Origin of the sequence: Xanthomonas sp. XNM01 (assembly GCF_014851915.1) — a bacterium.
Classification (GTDB): domain Bacteria; phylum Pseudomonadota; class Gammaproteobacteria; order Xanthomonadales; family Xanthomonadaceae; genus Pseudoxanthomonas.
Map to the genome: position 1 here is coordinate 47554 of NZ_JACVAP010000007.1, position 23476 is coordinate 71029.

16 protein-coding genes and 1 tRNA gene are annotated in these 23476 nt (G+C 71.7%); 10 read left to right on the top strand and 7 right to left on the bottom strand.

Annotation, left to right across the window (positions count from 1 at the left end):
* Nucleotides 1-62 precede the first annotated feature (62 nt).
* The 3 genes from IB242_RS19060 to IB242_RS19070 all read right to left on the bottom strand — a co-directional run bounded on the left by IB242_RS19060 (nt 63) and on the right by IB242_RS19070 (nt 6749).
* Nucleotides 63-1541: an FAD-dependent oxidoreductase gene (locus tag IB242_RS19060; RefSeq protein WP_192283282.1), complete on the bottom strand. Its 1479-nt coding sequence runs from the start codon at nt 1539-1541 to the stop codon at nt 63-65.
* 149 nt (nt 1542-1690) lie between these two features.
* Nucleotides 1691-6148, bottom strand: coding sequence for a glutamate synthase large subunit (gltB, locus tag IB242_RS19065; RefSeq protein WP_192283284.1), 4458 nt, complete (start codon nt 6146-6148; stop codon nt 1691-1693).
* 214 nt (nt 6149-6362) lie between these two features.
* The gene (locus tag IB242_RS19070) at nt 6363-6749 is read right to left on the bottom strand and encodes an I78 family peptidase inhibitor (RefSeq protein ID WP_192283286.1); all 387 of its coding nucleotides are present in this window, start codon (nt 6747-6749) and stop codon (nt 6363-6365) included.
* Between the two features lie 142 nt (nt 6750-6891).
* On the opposite strand from IB242_RS19070, the gene IB242_RS19075 reads away from it, so the two are divergent.
* Nucleotides 6892-7950 carry a DNA topoisomerase IB gene (locus tag IB242_RS19075; RefSeq protein WP_225540868.1) on the top strand — a complete coding sequence of 353 codons (1059 nt, stop codon included), beginning with the start codon at nt 6892-6894 and terminating at the stop codon, nt 7948-7950.
* A 19-nt stretch (nt 7951-7969) separates the two neighbouring features.
* On the opposite strand, the gene IB242_RS19080 is transcribed toward IB242_RS19075, so the two are convergent.
* Nucleotides 7970-8308 (bottom strand): hypothetical protein, encoded by a 339-nt coding sequence (locus IB242_RS19080; protein WP_192283290.1) that lies wholly within the window; start codon nt 8306-8308, stop codon nt 7970-7972.
* Between the two features lie 203 nt (nt 8309-8511).
* Between IB242_RS19080 and IB242_RS19085 the strand changes: the two genes are divergently transcribed.
* The gene (locus IB242_RS19085; protein WP_192283292.1) at nt 8512-9678 is read left to right on the top strand and encodes an amidohydrolase; all 1167 of its coding nucleotides are present in this window, start codon (nt 8512-8514) and stop codon (nt 9676-9678) included.
* 211 nt (nt 9679-9889) lie between these two features.
* On the opposite strand, the gene IB242_RS19090 is transcribed toward IB242_RS19085, so the two are convergent.
* Nucleotides 9890-9966: transfer RNA gene (locus IB242_RS19090), tRNA-Arg, on the bottom strand.
* 142 nt (nt 9967-10108) lie between these two features.
* Between IB242_RS19090 and IB242_RS19095 the strand changes: the two genes are divergently transcribed.
* Nucleotides 10109-10585: a GNAT family N-acetyltransferase gene (locus tag IB242_RS19095; RefSeq protein WP_192283294.1), complete on the top strand. Its 477-nt coding sequence runs from the start codon at nt 10109-10111 to the stop codon at nt 10583-10585.
* 9 nt (nt 10586-10594) lie between these two features.
* On the opposite strand, the gene IB242_RS19100 is transcribed toward IB242_RS19095, so the two are convergent.
* A complete protein-coding gene (locus tag IB242_RS19100) occupies nt 10595-11761 on the bottom strand; it encodes a nucleotide sugar dehydrogenase (RefSeq protein WP_192283302.1) in 1167 nt (388 codons plus the stop codon).
* A 97-nt stretch (nt 11762-11858) separates the two neighbouring features.
* Here IB242_RS19100 and ubiA point away from each other — a divergent pair, with 97 nt between their 5' ends.
* Nucleotides 11859-12770: a 4-hydroxybenzoate octaprenyltransferase gene (ubiA, locus tag IB242_RS19105; protein ID WP_192283304.1), complete on the top strand. Its 912-nt coding sequence runs from the start codon at nt 11859-11861 to the stop codon at nt 12768-12770.
* 22 nt (nt 12771-12792) lie between these two features.
* Here the strand turns inward: ubiA and IB242_RS19110 are convergent, their stop codons facing one another.
* Nucleotides 12793-13629, bottom strand: a complete 837-nt coding sequence (locus IB242_RS19110) for a DUF308 domain-containing protein (RefSeq protein ID WP_343237176.1) — start codon at nt 13627-13629, stop codon at nt 12793-12795.
* Between IB242_RS19110 and IB242_RS19115 the strand changes: the two genes are divergently transcribed.
* The 6 genes from IB242_RS19115 (at nt 13628) to IB242_RS19140 (ending at nt 23443) form a co-directional block, all read left to right on the top strand.
* Nucleotides 13628-15889, top strand: a complete 2262-nt coding sequence (locus IB242_RS19115; protein ID WP_192283308.1) for a TonB-dependent siderophore receptor — start codon at nt 13628-13630, stop codon at nt 15887-15889. The genes IB242_RS19110 and IB242_RS19115 overlap by 2 nt on opposite strands.
* 49 nt (nt 15890-15938) lie before the next feature.
* Nucleotides 15939-16955 (top strand): alpha/beta hydrolase-fold protein, encoded by a 1017-nt coding sequence (locus IB242_RS19120; protein WP_192283310.1) that lies wholly within the window; start codon nt 15939-15941, stop codon nt 16953-16955.
* On the top strand, nt 16952-18271 hold the full coding sequence (locus IB242_RS19125; protein ID WP_192283312.1) for a class I SAM-dependent methyltransferase: 1320 nt from the start codon (nt 16952-16954) through the stop codon (nt 18269-18271). The genes IB242_RS19120 and IB242_RS19125 overlap by 4 nt, the downstream gene beginning before the upstream one ends.
* 118 nt (nt 18272-18389) lie before the next feature.
* A complete protein-coding gene (locus IB242_RS19130; RefSeq protein WP_192283314.1) occupies nt 18390-19796 on the top strand; it encodes a DUF4394 domain-containing protein in 1407 nt (468 codons plus the stop codon).
* Nucleotides 19797-20022: 226 nt separating this feature from the next.
* On the top strand, nt 20023-21228 hold the full coding sequence (locus tag IB242_RS19135; RefSeq protein WP_343237177.1) for an MFS transporter: 1206 nt from the start codon (nt 20023-20025) through the stop codon (nt 21226-21228).
* Between the two features lie 592 nt (nt 21229-21820).
* Entirely contained in the window at nt 21821-23443 is a 1623-nt protein-coding gene (locus IB242_RS19140; RefSeq protein WP_192283318.1) for an AMP-binding protein, read from the top strand.
* Nucleotides 23444-23476: the final 33 nt, after the last annotated feature.

Here is a 23476-nt window from a genome sequence, read left to right on the forward strand (position 1 = left end):
GCGCGTGCCGCCGCATGCGGATCGTTCGCTGCGCGCGGCGACTGCACGCCGCCGCGCGCATCTCAGCCGACGTGGGCGGTGCTGGCCGGGATCTGCGTGCCGAGCAGCTCGGCGATGCTCTGCGCCGCGTCGCGGCCTTCGGCCACCGCCGTCACCACCAGGTCGGCGCCGCGCACGGCGTCGCCGCCGGCGAAGATCCGCGGATGCGTGGTCTGGTAGTCCAGGCGCTCGCCGCCACCGGCGACGATGCGGCCGTTCGGCGTGGCCTCCACCTGCTGCGCCTGCAGCCACGGCGGCAGTTCGGGCGAGAAGCCGAACGCGATCACCACCACGTCGGCCTCGATCACCGACTCGCTGCCCTCGACCGGCACCGCGTTGCGGCGGCCGCGCGCGTCGGGCTCGCCGAGGCGCGTCTCGACCACACGCACGCCGGTGACGCGATTGTCTGCGTCGGTCTCGATCGCCAGCGGCTGGCGGTTGAACAGGAAGCGCACGCCTTCCTCGCGCGCGTTGCCGACCTCGCGTGCCGAGCCGGGCATGCTGGCCTCGTCGCGGCGGTAGGCGCAGGTGACCTTGCCGGCGCCCAGGCGGATCGCGCTGCGCACGCAGTCCATGCCGGTATCGCCGCCGCCGAGCACGACCACGCGCTTGCCGGCCAGCTCGGGCAGCTTGATCTGGTCTTCCCAGCCGGCGATCGGCCGGCCCCAGGGATCGTTGCCACCGACGATGCGGCCGTTCTGCACCAGGAATGGCAGCGCCGGCAGCACGCCGTCGGCATCCTGGCCGGGCAGGCCGCCATCGGTGTAGCGGTAGGCGCCGGTGCCCAGGAACACCGCGTCGTACTCGGCGAGCAGCTGGTCGACGGTGATGTCGCGGCCGATCTCCACGCCGAGGCGGAACTCGATGCCCATGCCTTCGAGCACTTCGCGGCGCTTGCTGATCACCGCCTTGTCGAGCTTGAAGCTGGGAATGCCGAACTGCAGCAGGCCGCCGATCTGTTCGTAGCGGTCGTACACCACCGCCTTGATGCCCACCCGTGCCAGCCGGTCGGCGCAGCCGATGCCGGCCGGGCCGGCGCCGATCACCGCGACGCGGTGGCCGGTGGGCGTCACTTCGGAGAGGTCCGGGCGCCAGCCCTGGGCGAACGCGGTGTCGACGATGTACTTCTCGACCGCACCGATGGTGACCGCGCCGAAGCCGTCGTTGAGCGTGCAGCTGCCTTCGCACAGGCGGTCCTGCGGGCAGACCCGGCCGCAGACTTCCGGCAGCGGGTTGGTGCTGTGGCACAGCTCGGCCGCCTCGAGGATGCGGTTCTCCTGCACCAGCTGCAGCCACTGCGGGATCGCGTTGTGCACCGGGCACTTCCAGCTGCAGTACGGATTGCCGCAGTCCAGGCAGCGGCCGGACTGGTGCTGGGCCTCGGGCAGGCCGAACTTGCCGTACAGCTCGCCCCAGTCGCCGGCGGTGCGCAGCTCGAGCGGAATCCGGCGCGGCATCTCGCGCGGCAGGTCGAGGAACTGGAAAACGTGCTTGCGGCTCATCGAAGGAAATCCTGGCTGGTGCCTTCCGTCGTGGTCGGGGCCTGGGCCCACGTCGCGGCGGACGCTGCCCCGGAGGGCGGATGGGGGCGGCGGCGGGCCGCGTCCCGGTCCCTCTCCCGCGGACGGGAGAGGGTGCGCAGTCGCTGGGATCAGGCGGCGCGACGCAGCGAGTCGGCGAGCGACTCGATGCTGGCCGCCTTCGGTTTGACCAGCCAGAACTTGCCGACGTAGTCGCGGAACTCGTCGAGGATCTGCTGCGCCCAGATGCTGCCGGTCAGCTCGCGGTGGCGGCCGATCAGCGTGTGCAGGTGCTGGCGGTAGCTCTCGAAGCCTTCCGGGCTGATCCGGTGGATGTCGATCAGCTCGTGGTTGTAGCGGTCGACGAAGTCGCGGTCCTGGTCGAGCACGTAGGCCAGGCCGCCGGTGAAGCCGGCGCCGAAGTTCAGGCCGACCTTGCCCAGCACCAGCACCACGCCGCCGGTCATGTACTCGCAGCAGTGGTCGCCTGCGCCTTCCACCACCGCCAGCGCGCCGGAGTTGCGCACCGCGAAGCGCTCGCCGGCACGGCCGGCGGCGAACAGCTCGCCACCGGTGGCGCCGTACAGGCAGGTGTTGCCGAGGATCGGCGTGCTGCGCGCCTCGTAGCGGGCCGCGCGCGGCGGACGCACCACCAGGCGGCCGCCGGCCATGCCCTTGCCGACGTAGTCGTTGGCCTCGCCTTCCAGTTCCATGTGCAGGCCGCCGGCGTTGAACGCGCCGAAGCTCTGGCCCGAGGTGCCGCGGAAGTGCAGGGTCAGCGGCGACGCGTCCATGCCGTGGTTGCCGTGTGCCCTGGCGATCGTGCCGGACAGGCGGGTGCCGATCGAGCGGTCGGTGTTGTGGATCAGGTAGCGGTGCTCGCCACCGGACCTGTTCGCGATCGCATCGGCCAGCTGGATGTCCAGCTGCGTGGCCAGGCTGTCCGGCGACTCGTACAGCCGCGCGGCGGCGCAGCGGTCGGCATCGCGCGGGGCCGGATGCAGCAGCCGCGACAGGTCCACGCGCACGCCTTCGCGCGGCGCGGCATCGATTTGCGCCAGCAGGTCGGTGCGGCCGACGATCTCGTCCAGCGAACGCGCGCCCAGCAGCGACAGCCAGCCGCGCACTTCCTCGGCCATCAGCCGGAAGTAGTTCTCCACGCGCTCGGGCAGGCCGGTGAAGTGCTGTTCGCGCAGGCGCTCGTCCTGGGTGGCCACGCCGGTGGCGCAGTTGTTGAGATGGCAGATGCGCAGGTACTTGCAGCCCAGCACGATCATCGGGCCGGTGCCGAAGCCGAAGCTGTCGGCGCCCAGCAGCGCGGCCTTGACCACGTCCAGGCCGGTCTTCAGGCCGCCGTCGGTCTGCAGGATCGCGCGGTCGCGCAGGTCGTTGGCGACCAGCGCCTGGTGCGACTCGGCCACGCCCAGTTCCCACGGCCCGCCCGCATAGCGGATCGAGCTGATCGGGCTGGCACCGGTGCCGCCGTCGTGGCCGGACACGGTGATCAGGTCGGCGCCGGCCTTGACCACGCCGGCGGCGATCGTGCCGACGCCCGCATGCGAGACCAGCTTCACCGACACCAGCGCCTGCGGATTGACCTGCTTGAGGTCGAAGATCAGCTGGGCCAGGTCCTCGATCGAATAGATGTCGTGGTGCGGCGGCGGGCTGATCAGGCCGATGCCCGGTCGCGCGTAGCGCAGCCGTGCGATCAGTTCGTTGACCTTGTGCCCGGGCAGCTGGCCGCCTTCGCCGGGCTTGGCGCCCTGCGCGACCTTGATCTGCAGCACCTCGGCATTGACCAGGTACTCGGGGGTGACGCCGAAGCGGCCGGACGCGACCTGCTTGATCTTGCTGCGCTTCTCGGTGCCGTAGCGGACAGGATCCTCGCCGCCTTCGCCGGAATTGCTGCGCCCGCCGAGGCGGTTCATCGCGATGGCCAGCGCCTCGTGCGCTTCCGGCGACAGCGCGCCCAGCGAGATCGCCGCGCTGTCGAAGCGGCGCAGCAGGTCCGACGCCGGCGCGACCTGCTCCAGCGGCAGCGGTTCGGCCGCGGGCCTGAGCTGCAGGAAATCGCGCAGCGCCGACGGCGGACGCGCATGCACGGCGTCGGTGTAGGCCTGCCAGTCGCTGGTCTCGCCCGTGCGCGCGGCGCGCTGCAGGGTCATGACCACGTCCGGGTTGTACATGTGGTACTCGCCGCCGTGCACGTACTTGAGCACGCCGCCGACCTCGGGCTTCTTCAGCTCGTTCCAGGCCGCCGCACGCAGTGCCTGCGCGTCGCGGTCCAGGCGCTCGAAACCGGCGCCACCCACGCGCGAGGGCGCGCCGGTGAAGCACAGCTCGACCACATCGGATTCCAGGCCGACGATCTCGAACAGCTGCGCGCCGCGGTAGCTGGCGATCGTGGCGATGCCCATCTTCGAGATGATCTTGGACAGCCCCTTGTAGATGCCCTTGCGGTAGCTGCGGCCGACCTGGGCGACCTCGCCCTTCTTCAGCTGCAGGATGCCGCGCCGGCCCATGTCGAACAGGGTCTGGTAGGACAGGTACGGATACACCGCGGTCGCGCCGAAGCCGAGCAGGCAGGCCATGTGGTGCGCGTCGCGCGCGGTGCCGGTCTCGATGATCAGGTTGACGTCGCAGCGCAGCCCGGCGCGGCACAGGTGGTGGTGGACCGCACCGGTGGCCAGCAGCGCGTGCACCATCGGCCGGTCCTGCACCGGATAGCGGTCCGACAGCAGCAGCATGACCACGCCGTCGCGCGCGGCCTGCTCGGCCTCGCGGCAGATCCGCTCGATGCCGGCCTTCAGGCCTTCCTCGCTGCCGTACGACAGGTCGATCAGGCGATTGCGCTGTTCGTACTGCGGCATCTTCAGCAACTGGCGCAGCTTGCGCTGGCTCAGCACCGGCGAGTTCAGGATGACGTGGTTCACCGTCTCCGGGCCGGCATGGAAGATGTTGGTCTCCCGGCCGAGCTGGGTGGACAGCGACATCACGCAGTCCTCGCGCAGCGGATCGATCGGCGGGTTGGTGACCTGCGCGAACGCCTGGCGGAAATAGTCGTACAGCGGGCGCGCGCGCTGGCTCAGCACCGCCATCGGGATGTCGTCGCCCATCGAGCCGGTGGCTTCCTGCTCGGTCTCGGCCATCGGCCGCAGCACCTGCTCGACTTCCTCGGTGCTGAGCTGGAACAGCTTGTGGTAGCTGCGCAGCGTCTTCTCGTCGAACGGCTCCTCGGCCAGCGACGGGTCGATCAGTTCGGTCTGCAGGTAGGTCACGCCCTGCTGCAGCCACTGCTTGTACGGCGCGCGGCCGCGGTTGATCCGGTCCACCGCCTCGGAGTCGAGCAGGTCGCCGCGCTTGAGGTCGATGGCGATCATCTCGCCCGGGCCGAGCTTGCCCTTGCGCACGATGCGCTCGGTCGGCACTTCCCACACGCCGGCCTCGCTGGCGACGATGAAGTGACGGTCCGAGGTCAGCAGCCAGCGCGACGGGCGCAGGCCGTTGCGGTCCAGCGTGCAGGCGGCGTAGCGCGCGTCCATCGAGACGATGCCGGCCGGGCCGTCCCACGGCTCGCTGTTGAGGCCGTAGAACTCGTAGAACGCGGCCAGGTCGGCGTCCTTGAACTCCAGCGACTGGGTCGCCGGCGGCACCAGGATGCGCAGCGCCTGGATCAGCTCCATGCCGCCGGAGACCAGCAGCTCGAGCATGTTGTCCAGGCTCTGCGAATCCGAGCCGTGCATCGAGATGATCGGCTCGAACTCGGCGACGTCGAACTTCGGCGTCTTCCAGACCTTGCCGCGGGCCTGCGCCCACTGGCGGTTGCCTTCGATCGTGTTGATCTCGCCGTTGTGCGCCATCATCCGGAACGGATGCGCCAGCGGCCAGCGCGGCAGGGTATTGGTCGAGAAGCGCTGGTGGAACACGATCGCGCTGGAAGCCAGATCGGCGCGCTGCAGGTCCTGGTAGAACCGCGCCAGCTTGTCCGGCAGCACCATGCCCTTGAAGCCGATCGCGTGCGGCGACAGGCTGACCACGTAGAAGTCGGCGACCTCATGCAGGCGCTGTTCGGCGCGGCGGCGCGCCAGGAACAGGGCCAGGGTGAACGCGGCCTCGTCCTGCGCGCTGCCGGCTTCGACGTAGAGCTGCTGGATCGCCGGCAACGTGTCGCGCGCCAGCTGGCCGCAGACGTCCGGGTCGGTCGCCGGCAGGCGCCAGCCGGCGACGGACACGCCGACGCGGTGCAGCTCGGCTTCCAGCACGTCGCGGCAATGCGCAGCCTGGGCGGCGTCGTGCGGCAGGAACACCAGGCCCGAGGCGAAGCGCGCGGTGGCCTTGAGGGCGATCCCCGCTTCCTGCGCCAAAGCGCGCAGGAAGGTTTCCGGTTTGCGGATCAGCAACCCGCAGCCATCGCCGGTGAGCCCGTCGGCGGCGACGCCGCCTCGGTGGGTCATGCGCGACAGCGCGGCAATGGCGGTATCGACGAGCGCGCGCGAAGGCTGGTCGTCGAGCTGCGCGATCATGCCGAAACCACAGGCATCGCGTTCCGAATTGGGGTCGTAAAGCCCTTGGCGGTTGCGGGGGGCCATCTGTGCCTCGAGTAGCAGGCAACCGGTGCTGAGCCGGAAGCGGAGCGAAGGCGGCACCGCGCACGGTTTCTTTCGAAACCGACGCTACCTGAATGCCACCGGAATCCCGACTAGAGCACAACTTGGTGCAGTGCCGCAAGCGGCCTTTTTTCAGGCGTTTATGTGCGTCCCGCTCCGTCCTGGTGCGTATGCCGCGTCATCGTCGTGCGTGCGCTCAACCGCAACGCAGCGAGACGATGTTGCCGGCCGCGTCGACCTCGACATTCAGGCGTGCGCCGTCGAATTCCATCGTCACCGCCTGGCCCGGCGCGAGCGTGCGTGCGCGTTCGGCGCCGGCATCGACGCGCGCCTGTTCGACGGTCGCCTCGTCGCCGGCCTTGCCGATCAGTCCCTGCACCTGGGTCGCGTCGCAGGTCGGTGCCGGTGGCGGCGTGGCGGCCGAGTCGCTGGCCGGCGTGGCGGCCGAGTCGGCGGCCTGCTGCGCATCGACCAGGGCCTGTTCCTGTTCCTGTGCGTCCTCGTCCGGTGGCGTCGGTGCGCAGGCGGCCAGGGCCATCAGGACGGGCAGCAGCACGAGCAGGCGCGAGGAGTGCGGACGCATGGGACCTCCGGGAAGCAATGGGGAAAAGGAGGATGGAAGATGCCGCATTCGCGAAGCGTTAACCAGCCGGTGCCCGCGTTGACGCGGCCGCGGCATGGTCGTGGCCAGACTCGGTCCATGTCCCCCGTCGCCCGCACACACCATGCCTTCCAGTCCGCTGCCGGTCGCCGATGACGCCTCGCGCCAGGCGGCGCGTCAGGCCGGCCTGGTCTACCTGTGCGATACCGCACCCGGCATCGGCCGTCGCCGCGCCGGCCGCGGGTTCGTCTACCGCGATGCCGATGGCGCGCGGATCACCGACACCGCCACGCTGGCGCGGATCCGCGCGCTGGCGATCCCGCCGGCCTGGCGCGATGTCTGGATCTGCGCCCGGCCCAACGGCCACCTGCAGGCGACCGGCCGCGACGTGCGCGGCCGCAAGCAGTACCGCTATCACCCGGACTGGTCCAGCCATCGGGGCAGCGGCAAGTTCGAACGCATCGTCGCCTTCGGCGAGGCGCTGCCGGCGCTGCGGCGGCGCCTGCGCCGCGACCTCGGCCTGCGCGGCCATCCGCGCGACAAGGTGCTGGCGATCGTGGTGGCGGTGATGGACGAGACGCTGCTGCGCGTGGGCAACGTCACCTACCTGCGCGACAACCAGTCGTATGGCCTGACCACGCTGCGCAACCGGCACATCGCCTTCGTCCGCGACGGCCGCGCGCAGCTGCGGTTCCGCGGCAAGAGCGGGCAGTGGCACGACGCGGTGATCGACGACCGGCGGCTGGTCGCCGCGATCCGGCGCGTGCGCGAACTGCCCGGGCAGTCGCTGTTCCAGTACCGCGACGACGATGGCCAGGTGGTGCCGGTGGACTCGACCGCGGTCAACGCCTATCTGCACGAGGTGCTGGGCGAGGACTTCACCGCCAAGGACTTCCGCACCTGGGGCGGCACCCTGGCCGCGATCCGCGCGCTGCGCGCGCATCCGCCGGCCGAGGGACCGACCGTGCTGCGACGGGTGCAGGCGGCGGTCGCGCGCGAGGTCGCCGATTGCCTGGGCAACACCCCGGCGGTGTGCCGCTCGGCGTACATCGACCCGGTGGTGTTCGAAGGCTGGCGCGAGGGCCGGCTGCAGCGCTTCTGCACCGACTGCCGCGGCGAGCGGCAATGGGAACGCGCGGCGCTGGCCTTCCTGCGCCGCGCGCACCGGCAGCGCGGGCGCTGAGGCCCGCGCCGCTGGCCGCTCAGCCGCAGTAGATCGCGGTGATCGCGTTGTTGTCGCCGGTCTCGATGGTCAGCCGCGGGCCGCCATCGCTCACGGGTTCGGCCTCGGGCAGGGTGGCGCTGGCCGGGCGGTCGGGCTGCCCGGGCACGACCCGGACCTCGAGGCTGTCGCTGTCCACGCGTGCCCGCTCGACGGTCGGCGCGGCCGCCGCCAGGCCGACCGCACCGCGCACCATGTCCACGTGGCACTGCCCGGAGATCCGGCCGTCGATCGGTTCGATCGAGGCGACCCGGGTGCTGGTGCAGGCGGACAGCGTCAGCGCGGCGCCGGCACAGAGGACGGGGAGAAGGCGGTGCATGGTCGGCTCCTGTCTGGGATCGGCCACAGGCTGGACCGGCACCCGTCAGCGCACGATGAAGCCGGCACCGGCGGCGTGCTGTCCGCCCGCAGTGTCGCGATGGACGCAGGCGGTCTGCGCTGGCGCGCGTGGTCCGCGGCCGTGACAAGCCGGCGGCGCTCTGGTGTGATCGGCCGTTCGATGACGTTCCGGAGTTCCGCCCGATGGCTGCTGTTCCCGCCCCGCTGCTCGCTCTCGCCCCGCGCATGACCGCCTGGCGCCAGCGCATCCATGCCTGGCCCGAGCTCGGTTTCGAGGAGGAGCGCACCTCGGCGCTGGTGATCGAGGTGCTGCGCGGCCTGGGCCTGGAGGTGCACACGGGCCTGGGCGGCACCGGCGTGGTCGCGGTGATCGACAGCGGCACGCCGGGCCTGTCGATCGGCCTGCGCGCGGACATGGACGCGCTGCCGATGGATGAGGTCGCCGACGAGCGGGGCGAGCTGCCCTACCGCTCGCAGCGTCCGGGCGTGGCCCATACCTGCGGCCATGACGGCCACACCTCGGCCCTGCTCGGCACCGCCGAGTATCTGGTCGCGCATCCGCCGGCCACGGGCCGCGTGGTGCTGATCTTCCAGCCGGCCGAGGAGGGCGGACGCGGCGCGATCAAGATGGTCGAGGACGGCCTGTTCACGCGCTGGCCCTGCGACGAGGTCTACGCCTTCCACAACATGCCGGCGCTGCCGGGCGGCCAGGCCAGCGTGCGCAGCGGTCCGACGCTGCAGTCGCTGGCGGTGTTCGAGATCGCGGTCGAGGGCGTCGGTGGGCATGCCGCCGCGCCGCACCGCGCCAACGATCCGCTGCAGGTCGCCGCGCGCCTGGCGGTGGACATCGGCGCGATCGTCGGCCGCCACATCGACCCGATGGAAGCGGCGCTGATCAATGTCGGTTCATTGCAGGCCGGCACCACCCACAACATCATCCCGTCCACCGCGGCGCTCAGCGGCACGATCCGCTCGCTGTCGCGGGACGTGCACGACGAGTTGCTCAAGCGCCTGCGCGCGCTGTGCGAGGGCCACGCGCAGATCTCCGGCTGCAGCATCGATCTGCGGATCCCGCATTCCTGCCCGCCCTGCGTCAACGCCCCCGAACAGGCCACGCTGGCCGCCGAGGCGATCGCCGACGTGCTCGGCCGCGAGAACGTCAGGACCGACATGCGCGCCTATCCGTTCTCCGACGATTTCTCCTACATGCTCGAGCAGTGGCCCGGTGCCTACCTGTTCCTGGGCATGGACAGCGCGATGTGCCACCACCCGACCTTCCGCTTCGACGACCAGCTGCTGCCGGTGGCGGCCAGCGTGTTCGCCCGGATCGTGCAGCGCCGGCTGGGCTGAGGGCGGACGGCGACAGGAAGGTGCGTGGAGCCGCCGCGCGCCCTGCCGGTTGCGGTGGGGTTGCAGGCGGTCCGCATATCGGCCGCATGCGCTGCATCCGCGCATGGCGTCGTGCGCCAGGCCTGGCATCGCCGGGCCGCGACAAGAGGGAGCGAGTGGGTGTCCGCCAGCCGGTCCGCGGACCAGGCCGCGCGGCGATGCGATGAAGGAGTGGCGCGCCTGGAGGGATTCGAACCCCCGACCAATGGCTTCGGAAGCCACTACTCTATCCGGCTGAGCTACAGGCGCGCAGGGCGGCCATTGTAGCGGCAATCCTGCGCCCGCGCCCAGCCTTCCGATGCGGTCGACCCGCTGCGGCGGGCGGAGGCGGGCGTGCCGCGCCCGGGCGTTGCGGTTCCGGCCGGCGTGATGCATCCGCACAATGCACGCCATGGACCGCATCCGCCCCTACGAAGACCGCGACGCCGACGCCTGCCTGGCGCTGTTCGACGGCAACGTGCCGATGTACTTCGCCCGCGGCGAGCGCGCGGACTTCATCCGGTTCCTGGCCCGTCAGGCCGGAGCGGGCACCTATCTGGTGGTCGAGCGTGGCGGCGTGGTCGTGGCCTGCGGTGGGCACACCCTCGAGGAGGACGCGACGACCGCCGGCTTCTGCTGGGGCATGGTCGAGCGCCGCCTGCACCGCCAGGGCCTGGGCCGGCTGCTGACCCGGGCCCGGCTCGACGCCTGCCGGCAGGCCGGCACGATCGCGCGCGTGCGCCTGGACACCAGCCAGCACACCCGTGCGTTCTATGCGCGCTTCGGCTTCCGCGTCGAACGGATCACGCCCGACGGCTACGGGTCGGGCCTGGACCGGTGCGACATGGTCCTGGCGCTGGACGCGCCGGATGCGCGTGCACCGGGCTGAGCCGCGGCCTCAGTCCATCCCGAACACGTCGCGGGTGTAGACCTTGTCCATGACGTCGTGCAGCTGCGGCGTGACCCGGTTGGCGACGATCAGGTCGGCCTCGGCCTTGAAGCGGCCGAGGTCGTTGACCACGCGCGAGCGGAAGAAGGTGTCGGCCTCCAGAGTCGGCTCGTGCACGATCACCTCGATGCCCTTGGCCTTGATCCGCTTCATCACGCCCTGGACGCTGGACGCGCGGAAGTTGTCCGAGCCGGCCTTCATCACCAGCCGGTAGATGCCGACCACCCTGGGGTTGCGGCGGATCACTTCGTCGGCGATGAAATCCTTGCGGGTGCCGTTGGATTCGACGATCGCGCGGATCAGGGTCTGCGGCACCTGCCGGTAGTTGGCCAGCAGCTGCTTGGTGTCCTTGGGCAGGCAGTAGCCGCCGTAGCCGAACGAGGGATTGTTGTAGAACCCGCCGATGCGCGGGTCCATGCCGATGCCCTCGATGATCTGGCGGGTGTCCAGCCCGTTGGTGCAGGCGTAGGTGTCGAGCTCGTTGAAGAACGCCACGCGCATGGCCAGGTAGGTGTTGGCGAACAGCTTGATCGCCTCGGCCTCGGTCGCGTCGGTGAACAGCAGCGGCACGTCCTGGCGCACCGCGCCGGCCTGCAGCAGCGCGGCGAACCGGCGCGCGCGCGCGGAGCGCTCGCCGACCACGATCCGGCTCGGGTGCAGGTTGTCGTACAGGGCGCGGCCCTCGCGCAGGAACTCGGGCGAGAACAGGATGTTGTCGCTGCCGAAGCGTTCGCGCGCCTGCAGGGTGTAGCCGACCGGCACGGTCGACTTGATCACGATGACCGCCTCCGGCGCGATCGCCAGCACGTCGGCGATCACCCGGTCGACCGAGCCGGTGTCGAAGTAGTTGGTGTGCGGGTCGTAGTCGGTCGGCGTGGCGACGATCACGTAGTCGGCCCCGGCATAGGCCTCGTGCCTGTCCAACGTGGCCTGCAGGTCGAGCGGCCGCCCGGACAGGAACTGCGCGATCTCCGGGTCCTCGATCGGCGAGCGGCGCGCATTGATCAGCGCCACCCGCTCCGGATCGATGTCCAGCGCGACCACCCGCTGCTGCTGGGCCAGCAGCACCGCATTGGACAGGCCCACGTACCCGGTACCGACGACGGCGATCTTCATCCAGTGGTTCTCGGAAGCAATGACGGGGTGCCCGGCCGGGCGGCCCGGGCCTCCATTCTGGCGCCAACCGCACGAGTGTGGCTGCTACCCTTTACGCATGGGTTACGAACGATACGAAGCGCCTGCCAGCGCCCCGGTCCCGCGCTGGCGCGACCGGCTGGGGCAGTACTGGAAGCTGGTCCGCGGCGACCGCCCGATCGGGGTGCTGCTGCTGCTGTGGCCGACCTGGTGGGCGCTGTGGCTGGCCGCCGAAGGCACGCCGCCGTGGTGGACGCTGCTGGTGTTCACCGCCGGGGTGTGGCTGACCCGCTCGGCCGGCTGCGTGATCAACGACTACGCCGACCGCTGGCTCGACCCGCACGTCGAGCGCACCCGCGGGCGCCCGCTGGCGACCGGCGCGGTGTCCGGCCGCGAGGCGCTGGCGGTGTTCGCGGTGCTGATGCTGGTGGCGTTCGGCCTGGTGCTGACCATGAACCGGCTGACCGTGCTGCTGAGCATCGTCGGCCTGTTCCTGGCCGCGACCTATCCCTACCTCAAGCGCCACACCTACCTGCCGCAGGTCTACCTGGGGCTGGCCTTCGGCTGGGGCATCCCGATGGCCTTCGCCGCGGTGCAGGGCGAGGTGCCGGCGCTGGGCTGGCTGCTGTACTGCGCCAACATCCTGTGGGCGACCGCCTACGACACCTGGTACGCGATGGTCGACCGCGACGACGACATCCGGATGGGGTCGAAGTCGACCGCGATCCTGTTCGGCGACCTCGACCTGGTCATCCAGGGCGTGCTGTACGCGCTGGTGTTCGCGACCCTGGCCCTGGTCGGCTGGCGCGGCGGGCTGGGCGTGGCGTACTGGGGCGCGCTGGCGCTGGCGGTGCTGCTGGCCTGCCACGAGTTCTGGATGGCGCGCCACCGCGAGCGCGGCGCCTGCTTCCGCGCCTTCCTGCACAACAACTGGATCGGCGCGGCGGTGTTCGTCGGCATCGCCCTGCATTTCGCACTGGCCACGCCCTGACCGCCGGCCCGGCGGCGGCGGGTCAGGACACGACCGGCCGCGCCAGGCGCCGCATGCGCAGGGCCAGCGCGATCTGCAGCGCGCCGTAGAGCAGCGCGCCGGCGGCGATCCACACCGCGAACGTGGCCAGGCCCAGGTCCGGGCGGGCCAGGAACAGCACCCCGAGCAGGACCGCCAGCAGGCCGCTCAGCGCCAGCAGCCACTGCCCGCGCATCAGCCGGCCCAGCACCGCGGCGAACACGATCCGGGCCACGCCGGCCAGCAGCAGCCACAGCGCCAGCAGCCAGACCAGCACCGTCACCACCCAGTGCGGGTCCTTCAGGCACAGCACGCCGAAGCCGATCGAGACCGCCGCATACAGCCCCAGCAGCCAGTTCGGCAGCGGGATGTCCTTGCGGAACACGTTGACCAGGCTGATCACGCCATCGCCGAGTGCGAGCACGCCGAACCCGAATACCAGCGCCCAGGCCGTGGACTCCGGCCGGAACAGGGTGAACAGGCCGAAGCCGATGGCCAGCGCGGCGCGAAGATCAGCCAGGCGTGGCTGGAACGGAGGGCGGCGGGGGTGGACATGTCCTGCTCCTTGGCGATGCGGGGCCGTCCCCGCCGACGAATGCCACGAGCATAGCCGCCGGGCCGGCGTCCGCCAGGGCCGCAGGAGGCCCGGCCGGGCCCGCCCGCCGTCGCGGCAGGCGCCCGCCGACACGCCCCGGAGCGGTGCCCGGGACAATCCGTCCATTTGATAACAATTCTCACTTCCAGTTAAAATGGCGGACTTGTCGAAGTCCTGGCGCACCACCCCTCGGCCGTGCGCAACCCGACTCCCACCGGGCCCTACCCACGAGAGCAGTGTCGCCATGTCGTCCACGTCCCTTCCGTCCCGCACGCCCCTGTCGGCCGCCCTGGCCGCCGCCCTGCTGCTCGGTGCCGCACCGGCGCTGGCGCAGTCCTCCCGCAGCGGCGACGAGGCCGCGACCCTGGACACCGTCCACGTGACCGCGCAGCAGATCGCGCGCCAGGCGCTGGGCACCTCGGTCATCACCGCCGACGACATCGAGCGCCAGCCGCCGGCCAACGACCTGTCCGAACTCCTGCGCCGGATGCCGGGCGTCAACCTGACCGGCAACAGCGCCTCGGGCCAGTACGGCAACAACCGCCAGATCGACCTGCGCGGGATGGGCCCGGAGAACACGCTGATCCTGGTCGACGGCCGCCCGGTCGGCTCGCGGGATGCGATCCGCATGGGCCGCAGCGGCGAGCGCAACACGCGCGGCGACACCAACTGGGTGCCGGCCGAGGCCGTCGAGCGGATCGAGGTCCTGCGCGGCCCGGCCGCCGCGCGCTACGGCTCCGGCGCCTCCGGCGGCGTGGTCAACATCATCACCAAGCGTCCGACCGGCGACCTGACCGGCTCGCTCAGCCTCTACGGCCTGGAGCCGCAGCACGGCGAGGAAGGCGGCAGCCAGCGCGCCGGCGTGCAGCTCAGCGGTCCGCTGACCGACAGCCTGTCGTTCCGCCTGTTCGGCAACGTCAACAGGACCGATGCCGATTCGCTCGACCTCAACGCCGACTACCTGACCGGCGCCGGCGTGACCCCGCCGGCCGGCCGCGAAGGCGTGAAGAACAAGGACGTCAACGCGCTGCTGCGCTGGGACCTCGGCGAGGCCCACGTGCTTGAGTTCGAGGCCGGCACCAGCCGCCAGGGCAACATCTACGCCGGCGACCGCGCGGTCAGCCTGGACGGCACGCCGCTGACCACGCAACTGGCCGAGCAGGGCGCCGAGACCAACCGCATGTACCGCACCACCGGCGCGCTGACCCATCGCGGCCGCTGGGGCGACAACAGCTCGCGGGTCACCGTGGCGTTCGAGGGCACCAACAACAAGCGCCTCAACGAAGGCCTGGCCGGCGGTCCCGAGGGCACGATCGGCAATGCCGACGCCTGGTCGACCTCGCGCCTGCGCAACTACAGCATCGACGGCGAGGTGAACCTGCCGACCACCCTGGGCGGCACCGAGCACGTGTGGACCCTGGGCTTCGAGCACCGCGACAGCGAACTGGAAGATCCGTATTCGATGTCGCAGTCCGGCAGCGCCGGCGGCGGCATCCCCGGGCTCGATCCCGCCCGTGGCGGCGGCAAGGCCGACGCCCAGCTCAGCGCGGTGTTCGTCGAGGACAACATCTACCTGGGCGAGCGCTGGATCCTGACCCCCGGCCTTCGCTTCGACCACCACAGCCAGTTCGGCAACAACACCAGCCCCAGCCTCAACGCGCAGTTCGACCTGGGCAACGCGCTCAAGCTCAAGGGCGGCATCGCGCAGGCGTTCAAGGCGCCCAACCTGTACCAGTCCAACCCGAACTACCTGTACTACACGATGGGCTTCGGCTGCCCGGACAACTACCCGAGCCTGGGCATGGGCTGCTACATCCTGGGCAACGCCGGGCTGGATCCGGAAACCAGCCTCAACAAGGAGGTCGGCATCGAGTGGGCGCCGGAAAACGGCTACCACGCCTCGCTGACCTACTTCCACAACGACTACAAGGACAAGATCGTCGCCGGCTACGTGCCGATCGGCATCACCGTCGGCGGCACCGGCCGGGTGTTCGAGTGGGAGAACGCGCCCGACGCGGTGGTGCAGGGCCTGGAAGGCAACATCAACGTGCCGCTGCTCGGCGACGCCGGCGCGGTGCTGAAGTGGAACACCAACGTCACCTGGATGGTCGAGAACGAGAACAAGACCACCGGCCAGCCGCTGTCGGTGATCCCCGAGTACACGGTCAACACCTCGCTCGACTGGCAGGCCACGTCCAACCTCTCGCTGCTGCTGACTGGTACCTTCTACGGCCGCCAGGAGCCGGGTACCCGCGACATGAACAACGACGACCGCTGCAACGAGGCCGGCGCCGACTGCACCGCGCTGCGCCAGGTGCGCGACCCGTACACGGTCTGGGGCCTGAGCGGGCGTTACCGCATCACCGACACCGTCAGCCTGGGCGCGGGCGTCAACAACCTGTTCGACAAGCGCCTGTTCCGCGAATCCAACAGCCAGTACGCCGGTGCCGCCACCTACAACGAGCCGGGCCGCGCCTACTTCGTCACCATGAACATCGGTTTCTGACCGCTCCTCGCCAACCCGCCAACGCATGCCAGCCAAGACCCAGCCAACCATGCGCCGCCGTGCCGCGATGCCCGCTATCGCGGCCGGACTGGTCCTCCTCGGCAGCCTGATGACGGCGCTGCCGGCATCGGCGCAGCAGCGCAACCCGCTGCAGCGGGTCGGCCAGACCGTGGCCGACCAGCCGTCGCAGCATTACCGTTTCGAGCGCTTCACCGTCTCCAGCGCCGACGGCAGCCGCACCTGGCGCGTCGACGTCGCCGTGCCGCGCGCCGCGGCGCAGCCCGAGCGCGGGTTCGCCTCGTTCTGGATGCTGGACGGCAACGGCGCGCTGATCGAGTTCGACGAGCGCCTGCTCGGCGAGCTGGCCGCGCGTCCCGACCCGCAGGTGCTGGTGTTCGTCGGCTACGACAACGACCTGCGCATCGACTCGCCGGCACGGACCCGCGACTACCCGTTCGTCAGCGATACCCGCGAGGGCGCGCAGGGTGCGGCCGAGCAGGTCGGCGGCGGCGCCGATGCGTTCCTCGAGGCGATCGAGCGCCAGATCCAGCCGGAACTGGCGCGCCGCGTCGCCCTCGATCCGGACCGGCGCACGCTGTGGGGGCATTCGCTGGGCGGCCTGTTCGTGCTGCATGCGCTGTACACGCGCACCGGCCTGTTCCAGACCTTCGCCGCCGGCAGCCCGTCGCTGTGGTGGGGCAACGGCGCGATGCTGCGCGGCCCGGAGCGGCGCTTCGCCACGCACAACGCCGGCCGCCCGGTGCAGGTGCTGCTGTCGCTCGGCGGCGGCGAACGCGCCCGCGACACCAGCAACCGCGACATGAGCAACCCGCGCGTGCTCGAGCACCTGCGCCGGGTCTCCGCCGCGCCGCCTGACGCGGTCGAAGGCCTGGCCGGGCGGCTGCGCGCGGTGCCGGGCGTGGACGTGCATTACCGCGAGTTCGACGGCCTGACCCACGGCCCGATGTTCCGCGCCTCGCTGATGGACGCGCTGCACCGGGTGACCGGCGTGGCCGACCGCAGCGGCACCCCGCGTCCGGGCGGCGCCAGCGGCGGCACCGAATGAAGGCGGCAGGCATCCGGGATGCGCACGTCGACTATGTCGGCGATGTCGCCTATCCGGAGCACTTCCAGCGCGAGCTGATGCCGGGCTGGATGCGGTCGACGGTGCTGGCCCTGGGCCACGCGCCGCCCGACCTGGACCGACCCTACCGCTGGTGCGAGCTGGGCTGCGGCGGCGGGCTCAGCGCCCGCGTCGCCGCGGCCTGCAACCCGCGCGGGCACTTCACCGCGGTCGACATCGACCCGGCCCAGATCGCGCATGCGCGTGCGGCCGCGGCGTCGGCCGGCCTGCGCAACATCGAATTCGTCGCCGCCGATCTGCGCGACTGGGCGGCGGCCTGCGACGACGGCGCGCCGTTCGACTTCATCGTGCTGCACGGGCTCTGGTCCTGGGTCGGCGAGGACGTGCGCGAGGCGATCCTGGCGTTCGTACGCCGGCGGCTGGCCGTGGGCGGGGTGCTGCAGATCGGCTACATGAGCCATCCCGGCGCGTCCCCGCTGCAGGCCGCGCACAAGCTGATGCGCGAGGCCGCGCAGTACGCCGAGGGCGACTCGGGCCAGCGCGCGTCCGCGGCGCTGGGCCTGCTGCGGGAGCTGGCCGATGGCGGCGCCGGCTACTTCGCCGAGCATGCCGGCGCGCGCACCCAGCTGGCCGCGATGCAGCGCGAGACCCCGGCCTACCTGGCCCACGAGTTCCTCGGCGCGGCCTGGGAGCCGCAGCATTCGGCCGACCTGCTGCGGCGCCTGGCCGCCGCCGGCTGCGACCACCTGGGCAGCGCCACGCCGCTGGAGAACATCGACACGCTGTCGGTGCCGGCCGCGCTGCAGCCGCTGCTGCGCGCGATGCCGCGCGGCCCGCTGGCCGAGACGGTGCGCGACCTGGCCCGCAACCAGAGCCAGCGGCGCGACCTGTTCCAGCGCGGCACGCGCGCCCTGGACGCCAGCGCGCATCTGGCCGCGCTCGATGCGCTGGTGTTCGCCGCGCTGCCCGGCGCACCGGCCGCGGCCGAGGGCGACCTGCGGTTCCAGACCCGGATCGGACCGGTCGACGGGCCGCGCGCCTGGTTCGACCCGGTGCTGCGTGCGCTGGCCGCAGGCCCGCAGTCGTTCGCCGCGCTGCGCGCGCTGGCGCCGTTCGCCGACGCGCCGGGCCTGCTCAACCAGGTCCTGCAGGCGCTGCAGTGGGCCGGGTTCGTGCATCCGCTGCGCAGCGACGGCATCGCGGTCAACGCGCCGCCCGCCGGTGCGTTGACCAGCGCGATGCCGCTGCGGCTGGTGCCCGAGGCCGGCACCGCCGTGATCGCGCCGGAGCGGACATGAGCGTCCGCCTCTTCTTCCTTCCCCAGGCAGCGGGCGTTCCGTACAGCGGAACCTCCGTCACCCACGGATCCCGTTCGGGGTGTCGCCCCGTCACCACCCACGCTCCAAGGAGTTCGCAATGAAGCGTTCCACGTCCTTCCGCCTGCGCCCGACCCTCCTCGGCCTGTCCCTGCTGCTTGCCGCCGGCGTCGCCGGTGCGCAGGTCTTCGGCCAGCCCGACACCGATTTCCAGGGCAGCGTCCGCGCCACCACCCAGGTCGTCCTGCCCGGCACCCAGACCGGCATCGAGGGCAACGGCTTCAAGCCGGGCCAGCAGGTCACCCTGCTGCGCGGCGAGACCGTGCTCAACGCCCAGCCGTACGTGGCCGATGCCGAAGGCAAGTTCAGCGGCCAGCTGGCGATCCCGGCCGACGCGGTCGCCGGCGTGCAGCCGATCGTGGTCCGCACCGCCGGCCCGGATGCGGCCTCGGTGTTCGAGCTGAAGGTGTCCAAGCAGGTGCCGCTGTCGGGCCAGAACCTGTTCGACATCAGCAGCCAGAAGCTGAGCCAGGGCCTGTACCAGGTGGCCTACAGCGCCAAGAGCAACGCCGCGTTCGTGACCAGCGCCGTCGGCCGCCCGCCGGTCAAGCAGTCCGAGCTGATGAAGCTGGACCCGAAGACCCTGCGCGTGGTCGCCCGCGTCACCCCGGGCGAAGCCCCGGCCCCCGCCGCGCGTGCCGGCCAGCCGCCGCGCGAGGGCGGCGTCTACGCCGTCTACGGCGTCGGCGTGGACGATGCCAACGGCAACGTCTGGGTGACCAACACCCGCCAGGACACCGTGGCCGTCTACCGCCAGTCCGACCTGTCGCTGGTCAAGCAGTTCCCGGTCGGTGCGGTCCCGCACGCCCGTGACGTGCTGATCGACGAAGCCCGCGGCCGCGCCTACGTGAGCGCCGCGTTCGAGACCCATCTGGCCGTGTTCGACACCCGCACGCTGACCCAGCTGGACAACATCGAGATCCAGTCCGGCGTGCGTGGCGAACGCTTCACCACCACCAGCCTGGACCTGGACCCGGCGACCGGCAAGCTGTACACCGCCAGCCTGACCACGCCGGAGGCGGCGGTCATCGACACCGCCAGCAACACGGTGGAGAAGGTGATCCGGCTCGGCAACGCGCGCAGCGCGATCGGCGTGGCCTGGAACCCGGACGCCAGGCGCCTGCTGGTGGTCTCGCAGGGCAGCGACAACCTGCTGGTCGTCGATCCCGAGACCGGCAAGGTCGAGCACGATGTCTACGTCGGCGCCGGCGCGCTGAACGTGTCCTACGACCCGGGCAGCCGTCTGGCCTACGTCACCAGCCGCGGCGCGGGCACGGTGACCGCGGTCGACGCGGCCGGCAGGATCGTCGCCAACCTGGACGGCGGCACCTTCCCGAACCACGTCAGCAAGGGCCCGACCGGCGTGGTGTTCGCGGTCAACAAGTCGCGCGGTGCCGATGACGCCAAGGGCGACCGGATCACCCGCATCGCCGCGAAGAAGCGCTGATCCAGGCGCAGGCGTCCGGCGTGCGCGCCGGACGCCGTCGGCCCCCGCCACCGGCAAAACCGGTGCGGGGGCCTGCTCACCCGCAGGTGCCTGGCCTGTCCGCCGCGTCCGCCGCCGATACGCCTCGCACCCCCGAATCCGTGTCTCCGATCGTCATGCCGCCGTTGCCCGCCGTCCTCCTGGTCTCGCCCGTCACGTCGCTGCCGCCCTGCGCGGGAGCCGTCGCGTGAGCGCGCCGGCGCCGGACATCGCCGCGGCCAACGCCGCGCTGCGCCCGCTGGCCTTCGCCGCGCTGGCCGGCACGATGGCGATGATGGGCTTCGTCGCGGTGATCGGGCCGATCGTGCGCCGGCTCGGCCTGGCCGAGTGGCATGCCGGCCTGGCGATCGCCGTGGCCGGCATGCTGTGGATGCTGCTGGCCCGGACCTGGGGCGTGGTCAGCGACCGGCATGGCCGCAAGCCGGTCCTGCTGTTCGGCCTGGCGGCCAGCGGCGTGGTCTACGTGCTGCTGGCGCTGTTCGTCGATGTCGCGTTGCGCGAGCCGCCGGCCGTGCTGCTGTCGGTCACCGCGCTGGTCGTCGCGCGCGGCCTGATCGGCGCGTTCTACGCCGCGGTGCCGCCGACCGCCGCGGCGCTGGTCGCCGACCGCATGCCGCCGCAGGAACGCGCCGGCGCGATGGCGCGCCTGGGCGCGGCCAACGCGATCGGCATGGTCGCCGGCCCGGCCGCCGTCGGCTGGCTGGCCGGCTTCGGCCTGCACTGGCCGCTGTATGCCGCCGCGGCGCTGCCGTTGCTGGCGCTGCTGGTGCTGTGGAAGACCCTCGATGCCGGCCCGCGCCCGCAGCCGCGTCCGGGCAGGCCGCCGGCGCTGCTGTTCGATCCACGCCTGCGCCTGCCGGTGCTCACCGCGCTGGCCGCGATGAGCGCGATCGCGGTGGCCCAGGTCAACATCGGCTTCTTCGCGCTCGACCGGCTCGGCCTGGAACCGGCCGCCGCCGCCGCTGCGGCCGGCCGCGCGCTGACCGGTGTCGGTGTCGGCCTGGTCCTTGCCCAGGCGCTGGTGATCCGCCTGCGCCAGGTCCCGCCGCAGCGCTGGATCGCGATCGGCGCGGCGCTGGCCGCGGCCGGCTTCGGCGCGGTCGTGCTGGTCGATGGCCAGCCGACCCTGATCGCCTCGCACGTGCTCGCCGCCTTCGGCATGGGCATGGTGATGCCCGCGTTCCAGGCGGCCGCGGCCAACGCGGTGCAGGCGCACGAGCAGGGCGCCGCCGCCGGCACGGTGGCCTCGATGCAGGGCCTGGGCATGGTGGTCGGGCCGCTGCTCGGCACCGGGCTGTACCGCCTCGCGCCGATCGCGCCCTACCTGCTGGCCGCCGGCGTGCTGGTGCTGCTGGCACTGGTTGCGCTGACCAGCCGGAGGAGCGCCGCATGAGTCGCTCCGCCACGACCTGCCCCCTGTCGAGACCACGCAGGTGCTGCATCCCTGCCGGTGCGGTACACCACCCGGGCACGCTCCGCAGGAGCCCGCTGGAGGGCGGCCGTGGAGCGTCCGTTGGCGATGGCAAGGGGCGCATGCATGGCGGTCGCGGCTGGGGCCGCTCCTACGGGCGGACAATGCGTGGCCCGAGGTGTGGGTTCTGCCTGCGCCTTGCCGTCACTGTTGTCGACCACCGCCTGATCGTTCCCTGCAGGAGCCCGCTGGAGGGCGACCGTGGAGCGTCCGTTGGCGATGGCAATGAGGGCATGCATGGCGGTCGCGGCTGGGGCCGCTCCTGCGGGCGGGCGATGCGTGGCCCGAGGTATGGGTTCTGCCTGCGCCTTGCCGTCACTGTTGTCGATCACCGCCTGACCGTTCCCTGCAGGAGCCCGCTCAAGGGCGGCCGTGGAGCGTCCGTTGGCGATGGCAAGGGGTGCATGCATCGCGGTCGCGGCTGGGGCCGTTCCTGCACGCAGGCGATGCGTGGCCCGTCGAACGCGATCGCACCTCACCTGGCGTCCGCCTGCGCCGGTACCAAGGAGATCCGATGATTCCGTTGCGACAGACCTGGCCGGACGACCTGGCCGCCCGTTACCGCGCCGCCGGCTACTGGCGCGGCGAGACCTTCCCCGGCTTCCTGCGGGAACGCGCGGCGCAGCATGCCGGGCGCACCGCCATCGTCGGCGGCGACGTGCGCTGGAGCTACGCCGAGCTGTGGCAGCGTGCCGAACGCGCCGCGGCCGGCTTCCTCGCGCTGGGCCTGCAGCCGGGCGACCGCGTCATCGTGCAGCTGGGCAATGTGCCGGCGTTCTTCGAGGCGGTGCTGGGCCTGTTCCGCGCCGGCCTGATCCCGGTCTATGCGCTGCCCGCGCACCGGATCACCGAGCTGGCGCATTTCGCGCGCAAGGCCGAGGCCAGCGCCTACGTCGCCTGCGAGCGCTACGAGCACTTCGACTACCGCACGCTGGCGCGCGAGCTGCAGGCGCAGGTACCGGGTGTCCGGCATGTGGTGATCGCCGGCGACGCGCAGGAGTTCCATGCGCTGGAGGCGTTCGATGAAGATCCGGCGCTGCTGCCGCAGCAGGATCCGGATCCGTCCTCGGTCGCCTTCCTGCAGCTGTCCGGCGGCAGCACCGGCCTGTCGAAGCTGATTCCGCGCACCCACGACGACTATATCTACAGCTTCCGCGCCAGCAACGGGATCTGCGGCATCGATAGCGACAGCGTCTACCTGGTCGCGCTGCCGGTGGCGCACAACTTCCCGGCCAGTTCGCCGGGCGTGTTCGGTGCGCTGTATGCGGGCGCGACGATCGTGCTGAGCCCGTCGCCGGGGCCGGAAGCGGCGTTCCCGCTGATCGAGCGCGAGCGCGCGACCTGCGTCGGTCTGGTGCCGCCGCTGGCGCTGCTGTGGGCGCAGGCGGCCGCCACCAGCCAGCACGACCTGTCGAGCCTGCGCGTGATCCAGGTCGGCGGCGCCAAGCTGATCCCGGAAGCCGCACGGCGCGTGCGCGACGGGCTGGGCTGCACGCTGCAGCAGGTGTTCGGCATGGCCGAAGGCCTGGTCAACTACACCCGGCTGGACGATCCCGAAGATCTGGTCATCGGCACCCAGGGCCGGCCGATCAGCCCGGACGACGAAGTGCTGATCGTCGACGATGCCGGTGTGCCGGTCGCCGACGGCGAGCCCGGCCATCTGCTGACCCGCGGCCCGTACACGATCCGCGGCTACCACAACGACGACGCGGCCAATGCGCGCTCGTTCACCGCCGACGGCTACTACCGCACCGGCGACATCGTGCTGCGCACGCCGGACGGCCATCTGGTGGTGCAGGGCCGCGCCGGCGACCACATCAACCGCGCCGGCGAGAAGATCTCGGCCGAGGAGATCGAGGACCAGCTGCTGGCCCACCCGCAGGTGTTCGATGCGGCGGTGGTGTCGATTCCCGACGACTTCCTCGGCGAGCGCAGCTGCGCCTTCGTGATTCCGCGTGGCGAGAAACCGCGCGCCGCCGAGCTGAAGGCCTGGGTGCGCGGGCGCGGGCTGGCCGCGTTCAAGGTGCCCGACCAGATCGTCTTCGTCGAGGCGTTCCAGACCACCGCGGTCGGCAAGATCAGCCGCCGCGAACTGCGCGCACGGCTGCGCGCCGACTTCCTCGCCAGCAAGGCATGAGCCTGCCCACCGCTCCGCAGACCGCACCAGATC